Consider the following 13233-nt stretch of genomic DNA (forward strand, 5'->3'; position numbering starts at 1 on the left):
CACCGTGACCGCGCCCGCCCCGACTCTCGCCGAGGACCCGACGCTCGACGACGTGCCGACCGCCGCCGTGCACGATCCCGCCGCCGTCGCCCTGGTCGAGGAGCAGATCAGCGTGCTGTTCCAGCGCGCCAAGCTCCTCTGGCGCCGGGCCGCGGAGTCGGTGCACCCCGAGCTCCAGCCGGTCGGGTACCGCATGCTGAGCCAGCTCGTGCACCGCGGCCCGACCAACGCCGGGACGCTCGCCGACTGCCTCGACACCGACAAGAGCGTCATCAGCCGTCAGGCGCGCGTCCTCGGCGACCTCGAGCTGATCACGGTCGAGCCGGACCCGAGCGACGGCCGCGGCCGCCTGTTCCAGGCGACCGAACCTGCGCGCGAGCTCGTCCTGCGCACGCGCGCCGAGATGTCGCAGATGTTGTTCGGCGGGCTCGGCGCGCTCGACGCCGAGGAGGTCGAGCAGCTGGGCGCCATGCTCGGACGGCTCAACGAGGCCGCCCGGCCCGCGGTGGGCTGACTCCCGCGGCGAGCGCCCGCACCGCCGCGGCGCCACACCACCCCGCACCACCGCGACCCCCGCGCAGCCGTCGCTGCCCGGGGGTCGCGGCATTCTCACCCGCCCTAGATGTAACGTGAGTAACACGTTAGGTAACCGTTTGGTTACGACTTACTTCTGGGGGTGCGTCCCGCTCTCTCGGCCTCTACGTTCGTCCCAGGTGAGCACGTCCCGCTGTCAGCGTGGCGCGCCACCGAGGCCGGGGGGCCCACGCCAGTGCAGGGAGCACCACCACGATGTCGACGACCGGCCGGCACCCCGCGAGTCGCCGCGGGCTGCGCCGTCGTCGTCGGGAGCGCACGGCCCGGCTGCGGTCCGCCGTCGTCGTCGTCCTCGCCCTCGTCGTCCTGATCTCCGCGAGCCCGGCCCTCGCGCTCCGCTTCGGAGCGGTGACGGTCGGCACCCCCGCGACCACCGCGACCCAGACCTACACGCAGGCCAGCACCCCCAACCAGACGGCGACGTGGACCACCAGCCCGACCTCGCTCTCGACGGGCACGACGAGCTGGCAGTGGTTCGGCATCACCGATGCGGTGCTGGGCGCCTCCGGCTTCCCCGCCACGGTGCCGACCGCCCAGCGTGTCGCCCGCTCCATCAGCGTGCCGGCCGCCGGCTGCAGCTTCACCGCCCCGCTCGTGACCGAGTGCGTGAATCGCGGCACGGTCACGGTGACGTTCGACCGCGCCGTCACCAACCCGATCCTCTACGTCGCCGGCCTGGGCGAGGCGCCCCTCCTCAGCTTCTACCGCATGGGGGCCTACCTCGACGTGACGACGGCGAACGTCACGATGGCCACTCCCACCGCCGGCGCCACCAACCTCCAGGTCGTGGGTGGCACGCGGCTGCAGACCGTCAACACGCGGCCGTCGGGGTCGTGCAACCCGCTGCTCGGCCTCGACAACCAGGCGGGCTGCGGCGCCGTGGTGCTCCAGGGAACGTTCACGTCCGTGACCTTCAGCACCGGGATCCGGGTCCAGGGCGAGATCGGCAGCGGCAACGTCGGCGCCGGCGTCGTCGACTCCCTCGCGCTCTACATCGCCCTTCAGGACCAGCCGCTCCCGGTCGCGAACCCCGACACCTTCTCGGCCGTCGCCGGGACGACCGGCGCCCCGCAGAGCCTGCTCGCCAACGACGTCGCGGCGGCGGGCTTCCCCCTCGTCCCCGCGAGCACGGTGTTCACGGCCACCACCGGATGGACGCTGACCAACAACAACCGCACGGCCACCGGCGCGGGCATCGGTACCGCGGAGATCAGCGCCACCACGGGCCTGGTCACGTTCGCGCCGGTCGCCGGGTACGCGGGTCCCTCGGGCCCGATCAACTACCAGATCACCGACAGCGTCGGCAGCACCGCCACCTCCACGGTGACCTTCAACGTGGCTACGGGCGCGCTCGCGTGCGGCACCACGGTCTACCAGATCAACGCCTCGGGCGAGGTGCGCGGTGTCCCGACGAGCGCGGTCGGCAACGCCGCGAACGCGACCTCGACGCCGCTACTCCCCGCCGTCAGCGGGACCACCGAGGCGAACGCCCTCGGCATCGCCGCCGGGGGCACCTCGGTCATCTACATCGCCACCCGCGGCGGCTCCGCCGTCGCCACCCGGTACGACACGGTGGCCGGCACCTACACCCACACGACCGTGACCCCGCCGGGCGTGCGCGTCGCGGGTGCCGTCAACCCCGTCAACGGCTTCTACTACTACGGCGGCGTGGCCACCGGCAGCGCGATCTACATGTTCAACCCCACCACGGGCGTCAGCTTCCAGGTCGGCACCTCGCCGGGCTCGGCCGGCGGCAACGGCGACTACGCCTTCACCTCGGCGGGGGACATGTTCATCCTCAGCGACGCCGTGATCACGGCGGTCAGGGCTACCGACCTCCCGACGACGCAGGGCACCGCTGCGATCACCGGCTCGGTGATCTCGAGCGGACAGTCCCAGACGAGCAACGGCATCGCGTTCGGCGGCGACGGCTTCATGTACGTCAACAACACGAACACGGGCAGCTCGAACCTGCAGCGCGTCGACCCGGTCACGGGTGCGCTCGGCGGGACGCTCGGCACCACGACGCGGGCGACGACGTCCACGTTCGCCAGCATCGACCTCGGGGCGTGCGCCCCGACCGCCAGCATCCGGGTGGAGAAGGACGTCGCCGCCCGCGCCCTCACCACCGACCAGTTCACCCTGCAGCTCGCCACGACCGGCGCCACCGCGCTCACCGGCACCACGACGGGCGCGGCGACCGGCGTCCAGAGCGTCGCGGCCGGGCCGATGATCGGCCAGGTCGGCCGCACCTACACCTTCACCGAGACCGGCGCCGGGACCCCGGCGGCCCAGCTCGGCGCCTACCGCCCGACCTGGACGTGTCGCAACGGCGCGACCGGTACGACGCTCACCACCGGCACCGGTGCGACGGGCACGTACGCCTTCACGGAGGCGAGTCCCACGACCGTCGTCTGCACGTTCCGCAACGCGACGGGTCCGCTGCTGTCGGTCGACAAGACGGCCTCGGCCACGAGCTTCACGGTCGGTCAGCCGGCGAGCTACGCCGTCGCCGTCACGAACACGGGTCAGAGCGCGACGACGGCGCCCATCACCGTGACCGACGTGCTCGCCACGGGCATCACGTTCACCGGGGCGTCCGGCGCGGGCTGGTCCTGCACGGGCACCGGCACGCTCACCTGCACGTACACGGGCACCCTCGCACCGGGCGCGACGACGACCCTCACGCTCGGCGTGACGCCCACGATCGCCGCCGTCACGGGCAACAACACCGCCACCGTCAGCGGTGGCGGTGACCCGACGTGCTCCGCGGCGGGACGCTGCTCCGACCAGGTCGCCGTCAGCCTGACGGCCAACTCCGGGCGCCCCGTGCAGTGCAACGCGCTGTGGGGGCTCGCGGGGGGCTCGCCCACGGCCACGCCGGCAGGCAACCAGGTCTACACGTTGGACACGACCACCGGGGCGGCCACCCGCTTCACCACCACCCCGGTCTCGACGACGAACAACGACCTCGGCAACACCTCGTCGCTGGCGATCGACCCGCGGACCGGACGACTGTTCGCGGCCGACAACCTCGGCACGCTCGCGATCCGCACGCTCGCTCCCGGGTCGACCACCTGGACCACGACGACGGCGGTCGTCCCCGGCGCGGCCGGCGTCAACGGCGTCGCCCGCGCGGTGATGGACGGCGGCGGCTTCCTCTACATCGGCCGGAACACCGCCGACAACGGGACGATCTACCGCTACCCGGTGGGTCTGGACGGGTCCGTCGGGGCACCGACGACGATCCCCGTCACCGGCATCCCGACCACGGGCCTGGGCGGCGGCGACTTCGCGATCGCGCCCGACGGCACGTTCTACCTCGGGGCGGCCAACGCCGGCACCGTCTCGCTCTACCGGATCGCCCCCACGGCTCCGGCGACGTCGATGAGCGCCGCGGCCGCGGCGACCGCCACCCTCGTCCCGACGTCGCAGACGGTGTCGGGCTCGACCGACCTCGGCGGCCTCGCCTTCCAGAGCGGGACGCTCTACGGCGCCGGGTCCACGGCGTCGCTCTTCCGGTTCAACCTCACCTCCTCCGGGCCGACCGGCACGTGGCCCGCCGCCGGCGGCACGACCGTGATCGGTCCCACCGGTGTGGCGATCTCCGACACGGCAGGCTGCGCGGGAGCGGCGACCGTCCAGCTGGCCAAGACGTCGGTCTCCGGGACCGGCACGTTCGGCTTCACCGGGCTGACGAACGTGGCCGACAACGTCGGCACGGCCGTCACCACCGACCAGATCACCACCACGACCGCGGGCACCACGGTGCGCTCCGCCTCCACCCACGTCGTCACGCGGCTCGCGACGGCCGTGACGGCGACCGAGACGCCGACCCCGGGCTGGAGCGTCGTCTCCGGGGCCGGCCTCTGCACCGACACCAACAGCGCCGTCACCGGCAACCCCGCCACGTTCGGCACGATCACCGGCGCCGGGGCGCTCGCCGTCCCGGCCGTCAACGTCCGCGCCGGCGCGGCGATCGTCTGCACGGTGACGAACACCCTCGACCCCGTCCTCGCGACGTCGAAGACGCTCGCGCAGGTCAACGGATCGGCGGCCGTGCCCGGTCAGACGGTGCGCTCCGGGGATGTGCTGACCTACACGATCACGACCGGCAACACCGGCGGGGCCGGGAGCGTCACGCTGACCGAGCAGGTCCCGGCGGGCACCACCTACACCGGCGCCGGGCAGGGCTGGAGCTGCGCCGGCGGGTCGACGGCGGGGACCGGGTGCTCGCAGAACGTCTCCGTCCCGGCCGGCGGCTCCGCGAGCCGCAGCTTCACCGTCACGGTCGGCGGTGGCACGCTGCCGGCGTCGATCTCCAACACGGTGTCCGCCTCGTCCGGCACGTGCGCCTCGTGCACGGTGACCACCGCCGTCACCCCGCTCGTGCCCGTGACGAAGGTGGTCGTGAGCCCGACGCTCCCGGCCGTCGCGGGCGGCACGGTGGTCACCTACCGCCTGACGCTCGCCAACGGCGCCGGGGTCGCGGGGTTCGTCGACCACCAGGACGTGTTGACCGGCGTCCTCGACGACGCCGTGTGGCCCAGCCCCGGCGGCGTCCCCGCGCAGCCGCAGGTCGCCCCCGCCGGAAGCGTCACCGCGAGCTACTCCGCCGCGACCCAGCGACTCACGCTCGGCGGCACGGTACCCGCCGGTCAGAGCGTCACCGTGACCTACCAGGTGCAGGTGAAGCCGTGGGACGAGGTGGCGGCGGGGGCGGGGGACGCGACGCTGCGCAACGCCGTCGTCCGCACCGGCGCCACCCCGCCCCCGACGTGCGCGCCCGGCTCCACGACCTGCACCACGACCCCGATCGCCAGCTACTCGCTGACGAAGTCGTCCCTGCCCGTGCCCGCCACCTCGGTCGACCCGGGCGAGCGGATCGACTACACCGTCACGGTCGCGAGCGCCGCGCGCAGCACCGGGCCGGTGACGGGCGTGCAGGTCACCGACAACCTCACCGACGTGCTGGCGGACGCCGCGTTCGTGCCCGGGTCCGTCGTGCTCACGGTCGGGGCGGGCGCACCGCAGCCGCTCGCCGTCGCTCCCGCGCTCGACCCGGTCACGCAGCAGTGGCTGCTCACCTCGCCCGCGTTCACGCTCCCGGCCGGCGCGACGGCGACGCTCCGGTACGCCGTCGAGGTGGCCGACGTCGCGTGGTTCGCGCAGCTGCGCAACGTCGCCGGCGTGACTGGGGGCATCCCGCCGGCGCAGTGCCTCTACGTGCCCGGCGCCCCGCCCGGCGGTCCCACCCTGCCGGCGTGCGAGAACGTCCACGTCGTCAACGGGTTCGTCGAGCTGGCCAAGGTCGGGCTGGACGGGTCGGGGAGCACGGTGCCGATGGCGGGCTCGGCCTTCGCGATCCACACGATCGTGGTGCAGGACGACGAGCCCGTCCTCGGGCCGGTGCTCGCGGGTGTGACGCCCGAGCCGGTGCCTGGCCTGACGGGGCGGTTCGCCGTCGCCGGCATCCCGGTGGGCAGCTACCTCCTCGTCGAGACCCGGGCCCCCGAGGGCTACTCGCTGCTCGCCCGGCCCGTCCCGTTCGAGGTGACCGCGCAGGGCACGGTCCTGCTCGACGGCGCGCAGGCGCCCGCGGTCACGGTCGCCAATCCGCCGGGGGTGACGTTCCCGGTGCTGACCGTGCGGGACGTCCCCCGGTTCGCCATCCCCGAGGCGGGAGGGACGGGCCAGAACCCGTTCCACGCCGTCGGGCTCGGCCTCCTCGCGGGTGCGCTCGCGATCCTGGGCCGTCTCCAGCTCCGGCGACGTGCCGGCACCCGCCCCGCCGTCGAGGGGAGGAGCTGACCGCCGCCGGGACGACGTGCGGCTGCTGACCCAGCCGCTCCCGAGCCGGGTCGACCACGGACGGTCGACCACCCGCAGTGCCTGCACGACGCCTGACCCGCTCGTCTCTCTGCACCACCCCTGCACGACCTTCTGCACCACCCCCTGACAGCTCGACCGACCACCGAGGAGTGGACACATGACTACGACGACCCGGACGCGCACACGCCGCGTCTCCGCCGCCGCCCTTGCCGGGGCGGTGCTGCTCGCCGTCGGCCTGGGCACCGCCGCCGTCGCGGCCCCCGTGATCGAGGAGGGCACGGTCGGCTCGCTGACCGTGCACAAGTTCCAGGCGCCCGACACCCTGCCCGACCTGCCGAACGACGGCTCCGAGATCACCGAGCCGATCGACGCCCTCCCGCTCGCGGGCGCCCAGTTCACGATCTACGAGGTCGAGGGGATCGACCTCACGGAGAACCAGGGCTGGCAGGACGCCGCCGCGCTGGAGGGGACGTTCGACCCCGCGACAGTCCTGCCCGGCTCCGTCCCGGCGACCGCCGGCGCCTACACGCTGACGCAGGTCGGTCAGCAGACGACCAGCGCGACCGGCGTCGCGGCCTTCACGGGCCTGCCGATCGCCCTCTACCTCGTGGTGGAGAGCTCGACGCCGACCGGCTTCACGCCGGTGCCCTCGTTCATGGTGACCGTGCCGCTGACGCTCACGGCCGAGGGGGCTACCGAGCAGGCCTGGGAGTACGACGTCCACGTCTACCCCAAGAACCCGAGCTTCACGGCCACGAAGACGGTCGCCGACGCGATCGACCAGGAGGACGCCGTCGTCGGGGACCAGATCGTCTACACCGTGACCGGTGACATCCCGGCCCAGGGTCTGGACGCGTACCGCATCGCCGACACGCTCGCGACGCAGCTCACCTACGCGCCCGACGACACCCAGTCGGACATCGTGCTCTCCGTGAGCGGCTCGGCAGGCGAGACGCTGACGTTCGGGACCGACTACACGGTCGCCGTCGCCGGCCAGACCCTCACGGTCGACCTCACCGCGGCCGGCCTCGCCACGGTGGCCGAGGCGAAGTCGCTGGACGCGACCGCCCAGGTCGTCATGGCGCTGACCGTCACGGTGAACGCTCCGGGCGAGATCTCCAACACGGCGAACGTCTTCCCGAGCGCCGCCGCGATCGCGAACGTCATCCCGACCGTCACGCCCGCGGTCGTGTCCAAGTGGGGCAGCGTCGCGATCGCGAAGACGTCCTCCGACACCACGATCACGGCCCTCGGCGGAGCGACCTTCGAGGTGTACTACACGACCGGGAGCGAGTGGGACGGCGACCCCGACACGGCCACGCAGGTCGACGTCAACGGCGTGACCACGTGGACGACGACGGCCACCGGCACCGTGACCATCGGCGCCCTGCGCTACAGCGACTGGGCGAACGGCGCGGAGGTGCCGGCCGGTGCGGACGACTTCCGTCAGTACTGGCTGGTCGAGACGGTCGCCCTGGCCGGTCACGAGCTGCTCGCCGAGCCCGTCGGCTTCCTCATCGAGGATCTCGACGAGACGACGACGACGCCGACCGTGGCGCCGGCCCCGATCGTCAACGTGCCGAGCAACGCCGGCTTCGAGCTGCCCTTCACCGGTGGCATCGGGACCGTGTGGTTCACGGTCGCCGGGGTTCTGCTGCTCGGTGGTGCCACGCTGCTGGTGGTGCGTCAGCGCCGTCGCACGCAGGCGTGACGTGCGGGGGCGTCCGTGGGGGCGAGACGCCCCGCGCGTGATGTCGAGCGTGTGACGCCGTCGGGGTGGGCGGGGCGGACCCGCCCACCCCGACGGCAGGTGGCGGCGTGCCGGGGGGCACGCCGCCACCGTCCTCGTCCCCCGGCTGATGCCGCGTCCGCGAACGACCCAAACTCGAGGAGAGGAGCACCGCGATGAGCCGGACCGTCACCACCGCCCGCCACGGCGCGGTACGCACGGGGCTGCTCGCCGCCTGGCGCCGGAGTTCCGCCATGACCTGGCAGCATTGGCTCGTCGTGGTCGTCGCCGTCGCCGGCGTGGGCGTGCTGCTCTACCCGACGGCGGCGAGCTGGTTCACCGCGAGGGTGCAGGCCGGCCAGATCGCGAGCTACAGCGAGAGCGTGGAGGCGATCGGGTCGCAGGAGGTCGATCAGATGCTCGCCGACGCGCGGGCCTACAACGAGTGGTTGCCCAAGGGCCCGCTGCGCGACCCGTTCCGCCCCGACGGCGTGGTTCAGACCGCCGTCGGCGACTACGTGGCGGAGTACTACAGCAAGCTCGCGGTCCCGGAGAGCGACGCGATGGCTCGGCTGAGCATCCCGGCGATCGGGGTGGACCTTCCCGTGCTGCACGGCACGGATCCGGCGGCGCTCACGCGCGGGGTCGGTCACATCTTCGGCTCCTCCCTTCCCGTGGGGGGTGAGGGCACGCACAGCGTGCTGACGGCCCACTCGGGCTACGTGAACGCGGTCCTCTTCGACAACCTGGCCCGGCTCGACCACGGCGACACCTTCTCCATCCACGTGCTCGGCGAGGACCTGCACTACCGCGTCGACCAGATCCTGGAGGTGCTGCCCGACGAGGCGGACAGCCTCCAGGTGGTGGACGGCCACGACTACGTCACCCTCATCACGTGCACCCCGATCGGGATCAACACCCACCGGCTGCTCGTGCGCGGCGAGCGGGTCGACGACCCGGACGCCGGCACCGGTCAGACGATCTCGGCGGCGTCGCCCCCGACCGCCCCCGGGTTCCCGTGGTGGGCGGTGGCGATCCTCGCGACGGCGGCGCTGTCCTACGGGGCGGCGCGGCTCTCGACTCCGGCGACGGCGTCTACTCCGGCGTCGCGGTAGCCCGGGTCCGCACGGTCCTGACCCGCGAGGGCCCGCCACGAGCCCGACTCAGCCCCCAGCGGGCGCACGGTCCGCCGCTGCTCAGGCCCCCTGCGGCAGCGAGACGGCTGCGGCCCGGAGCGCCGCCTCCTCGGCGCGGTAGGCCGGTGTCATGGGCACGTCCCGACCCTTGTAGCGCCAGGTGACGATCGATCCGATGTCGAAGCCGCTGCCGCACTCGCCGCACGACATCGGGTGGGCCGGGCGGCGGTGTCGCTCGGCCCGGTGACCCTGCGGGCAGGTACCGACCCAGTCGTGGGCGGGCGCCGCCGCGGTGTGGAGCGAGACGCGGCCGGTGGCGCCGATCTTGCGGGCGACCTCGCGCCACGCCTCGTCGTGCCCGTGGGTGGGTCCCACCAGCGCGTGGGCGATCTCGTGGAGCACCGTCTCGGTCACCTCGGACTCGTCCATCAGGGCCACGAGCGGGGCGCTGAGCACGATCGTCCGGCGGTCGTGGCGGCACGAGCCCGAGCTGGTCTTCGCCCGGCCGAACTCGAGCCGCCACGAGCCGACGCCGTAGCGGTGCATGAGGGTGACGGCGAGCCGTCGAGCCTCGAACAGATTCATGGTCCTCATCCCTTTCTCGAACGCGTGTGCGGTACGTGTCCGAGACTAGAGGTGGGGTCTGACATCGAGGCCGGCGGCCGCCGTCGTGCGACCCGAAGGGCCTCGCGAACGGACCCGAAGGGCCTCGCGAACGGACCCGAAGGGCCTCGCGAACGGCGACCGGCTAGCCCCCGAGCGCGCCGCTCGCCACGTGGGCGGTGAGCGCGTCACGGACGAAAGCGGCGCCGTCGGGCACGTCGTCTGCGGCGTAGTTCCGGGCGAAACGCGGGTCCGCGACGTACATCTCCGCCAGGCCGAGCACGTACGCCCGGGTCTGCTCCGGATCGCCCGCGGCGGCCGGCGTGCCCGGCGTCGCCGTGAGCCACGCGATGTGGCGCGCGCTGAGCTCGCGCGCGCGCTCGCCGTCGGGCGCCTCGCCGTCGCGCGCCGCCGCGATCCAGTCGGCCGACAGCTGGGCGACGCGGGCCTTGAACGCCGCTTGCTCGGCCGGTGTCAGCCCCCGCCACCAGCGGTCGCTCGCGGCGTAGGTCTCGCTGCCCCAGCGCTCGCTGACCTCGTCCTGGTACTGCGTGTGGTCGAACCCGTCGAACATGTCGCTCGTCATGGGCTCCTCTCCTTCCCGTGCCTCGATCGTGCGGCGCACCGCGCCGATCCGACGGTCGAGCGCGGCTCGCTCGACCTCCAGCAGCTCCAGGTGGGTGCGCAGGTGCGCGACGACGTCGCCGTCGCCGTCCACCACCTCGCCGATGGCGGCGAGGCCGAGCCCGAGGTCCTTCAGCAGCAGGATGCGCTGCAGCCGGACGAGGGCGTCGTCGTCGTAGTGACGGATCCCGCCCGGACCGACGAAGGACGCCGGGAGCAGGCCGATGGCGTCGTAGTGACGCAGCGTCCTGCTCGTGACGCCGGTGGTGCGTGACACGTCCTGGATCGTCCAGCTCACGGTGACCTCCCTGGGTGCGTGACCACGATGCATCTTGACGCAGCGTCAACCGCAAGTCGCCCTCGGTGACGCCGCCGCAACGCCGTACGACCACCCCGCCGTCGTCACGTCCGAGCGCCGGTTCCGGGGCAATCGCACCCGGAAGTGCAAGGATCGCCCCATGAACGCCTTCGACCCGCCCAACGACGCCGTCGAGCCGGTCCCGCCCACGCGCCGCGAGCGCCGCCGGGACCGCGCGAGCAGGCCGTGGTGGCACACCGCCGTCGTCTACCAGGTCTACCCCCGCAGCTTCGCGGACTCCAACGGCGACGGCGTCGGGGACATCCCCGGCATCACGGCGCGGCTGGACCACCTGGACGAGCTCGGCGTCGACGTCGTGTGGCTCTCACCGGTCTATCGCTCGCCCCACGACGACAACGGTTACGACATCTCCGACTACACCGACGTCGACCCGGCCTTCGGCACGCTCGCGGACCTCGACGAGCTCATCGCCGAGGCGGCCAGGCGCGACATCGGTGTCGTCATGGACCTCGTGGTCAACCACACCAGCGACGAGCACCCGTGGTTCGAGGAGTCCCGCTCGAGCACCGACAGCGCCAAGCGCGACTGGTACTGGTGGCGCGACGCCAAGCCGGGCACGACGGCGGGGGAGCCCGGCGCCGAGCCCACCAACTGGGGCTCGTTCTTCTCGGGCAGCGCCTGGCAGCTCGACGAGGCCACGGGGCAGTACTACCTGCACCTCTTCAGCCGGAAGCAGCCCGACCTCAACTGGGAGAACCCCGAGGTTCGCGCCGAGATCTACGCGATGATGCGCTGGTGGCTCAAGCGGGGCGTCGCCGGCTTCCGCATGGACGTCATCAACCTCATCTCCAAGCGCGTCGGTCGCGACGGGTCGCTCGAGGACGGCGCCCCGCGCGCCGACGGCTGGGGCAACGGCTTCCCGCAGTACGTCGACGGTCCGCGGATGCACGCGTTCCTGGCGGAGATGCACCAACAGGTCTTCGACGCCTTCCCCGGCACCTACCTCACGGTCGGGGAGACCCCGGGCGTCACGCTCGAGCAGGCGCGCGCCTACACCGACCCCGCCAACCGCGAGGTCGACATGGTGTTCCAGTTCGAGCACATGGGGCTCGACCACGGCGTCGGCGGCAAGTTCGACCCGAGGCCGCTGCACCTGCCCGACCTCAAGGCGAACCTCGCGCGCTGGCAGGACGGCCTGGCCGAGACCGGCTGGAACGCCCTGTACTGGAACAACCACGACCAGCCGCGCATCGTCAGCCGGTGGGGCGACGACGGCGAGCACCGCGTCGTCTCCGCCAAGACGCTCGGTACCGTGCTGCACCTCCACCGCGGCACGCCGTACGTCTACCAGGGCGAGGAGCTCGGCATGCCCAACGCCGGCTTCACCTCGCTCGAGCAGTACCGGGACCTCGAGAGCCTCAACCACGCGGCCGACGCCGAGCGGCTGGGCATCGACCCCGAGGTGCTGCTGCGCGGACTCGCGGCCCAGAGCCGCGACAACGCCCGCACCGGGGTGGCGTGGGACGGTGGCCCGCACGGCGGGTTCACCACCGGTGAGCCGTGGATCGGCTCGACGCCGGGCTGGGAGCACACCAACGCCGAGGCGGCCCGCGCCGACCAGGGATCCGTGTTCCACCACTACCGCCGGCTGATCGAGCTGCGCCACACCGATCCGGTGGTGGTGGACGGCGAGTTCGCCCTGCTCGCCCCCGAGCACGAGGAGCTGTGGGCGTTCACGCGTACGACGGCGGAGGCGCAGCTGGTCGTGCTGGCCAACCTGTCGGGTGACGAGCTGGCCGTGGACCTCGCCGAGCTCGGGCTGGCGGAGGGGGCGCCGCTGAGGGACGTCGCCGTCGCCTCGCACGCGGAGGCGGCGCGGCCCGACGGCGAGGGCCGCCTGGTGCTCCGGCCGTGGGAGAGCGTGGTGTTCCGCCGAGCGGTGTGAGCCGCCGTCGCGCCGCCGCCGGTGTGCGCAACCCCCTCGCCGATGGTGCGCAACCCCCTCGCCGGTGGTGGGTGACGGCGTCGGCGAGGGGTTTCTGCGCCACCGGCGAGGGGGTTGCGGCGCAGTCCGACGGTCGGGATCCTCCGGCGCCGGGTGTCGCGTGTCCGACGCCGGGCATAGGCTCTGCGCTGTTGCGCGGCTCACCCGAGCCCGGGGCCTGCACGGGGCAGGGGTCCGACCTCAGCGCACCCCGATCAACCGGAGGTCACCCATGGCACTCGACGACATCATCTCCAAGGCCAAGGACGCGCTCGGCGGCGGCAAGGCCGACGGCGCCATCGACAAGGCGGCCGAGTTCATCAAGGACAAGACGCCCGACAACATCGACGGCCACGTCGACACGGCGGCCGAGAAGGCCAAGGACTTCCTCGACAAGCCGTAGCTCGGTCGG

8 protein-coding genes are annotated in these 13233 nt (G+C 73.0%); 6 read left to right on the forward strand and 2 right to left on the reverse strand.

Annotated features, from left to right (window positions below; translation table 11 throughout):
- Nucleotides 1-4: 4 nt before the first annotated feature.
- From C8046_RS12640 to C8046_RS12655, 4 genes are all read left to right on the forward strand, one after another.
- Complete coding sequence (locus tag C8046_RS12640; RefSeq protein ID WP_109229759.1) at nucleotides 5-514, forward strand: MarR family winged helix-turn-helix transcriptional regulator; 510 nt, start codon at nucleotides 5-7, stop codon at nucleotides 512-514.
- A gap of 275 nt (nucleotides 515-789) precedes the next feature.
- The gene (locus C8046_RS12645; protein WP_109229760.1) at nucleotides 790-6405 is read left to right on the forward strand and encodes a SpaA isopeptide-forming pilin-related protein; all 5616 of its coding nucleotides are present in this window, start codon (nucleotides 790-792) and stop codon (nucleotides 6403-6405) included.
- A 178-nt stretch (nucleotides 6406-6583) separates the two neighbouring features.
- Entirely contained in the window at nucleotides 6584-8137 is a 1554-nt protein-coding gene (locus tag C8046_RS12650; protein WP_109229761.1) for a SpaH/EbpB family LPXTG-anchored major pilin, read from the forward strand.
- Nucleotides 8138-8331: 194 nt separating this feature from the next.
- Nucleotides 8332-9270: a class C sortase gene (locus C8046_RS12655; protein WP_109229762.1), complete on the forward strand. Its 939-nt coding sequence runs from the start codon at nucleotides 8332-8334 to the stop codon at nucleotides 9268-9270.
- Between the two features lie 81 nt (nucleotides 9271-9351).
- Here C8046_RS12655 and C8046_RS12660 read toward each other — a convergent pair whose 3' ends face one another.
- Together C8046_RS12660 and C8046_RS12665 are read right to left on the reverse strand one after the other, a co-directional pair.
- Nucleotides 9352-9876, reverse strand: coding sequence for a SprT-like domain-containing protein (locus tag C8046_RS12660; RefSeq protein ID WP_158277212.1), 525 nt, complete (start codon nucleotides 9874-9876; stop codon nucleotides 9352-9354).
- Between the two features lie 163 nt (nucleotides 9877-10039).
- On the reverse strand, nucleotides 10040-10816 hold the full coding sequence (locus C8046_RS12665; protein WP_199224471.1) for a MerR family transcriptional regulator: 777 nt from the start codon (nucleotides 10814-10816) through the stop codon (nucleotides 10040-10042).
- 160 nt (nucleotides 10817-10976) lie between these two features.
- Between C8046_RS12665 and C8046_RS12670 the strand changes: the two genes are divergently transcribed.
- Nucleotides 10977-12782, forward strand: coding sequence for a glycoside hydrolase family 13 protein (locus C8046_RS12670; RefSeq protein ID WP_109229765.1), 1806 nt, complete (start codon nucleotides 10977-10979; stop codon nucleotides 12780-12782).
- Between the two features lie 271 nt (nucleotides 12783-13053).
- Nucleotides 13054-13224, forward strand: coding sequence for an antitoxin (locus tag C8046_RS12675; protein ID WP_109229766.1), 171 nt, complete (start codon nucleotides 13054-13056; stop codon nucleotides 13222-13224).
- The last annotated feature ends 9 nt before the right edge of the window (nucleotides 13225-13233 follow it).

Source organism: Serinibacter arcticus (genome assembly GCF_003121705.1).
In the GTDB taxonomy this organism is placed as follows: Bacteria; Actinomycetota; Actinomycetes; order Actinomycetales; family Beutenbergiaceae; genus Litorihabitans.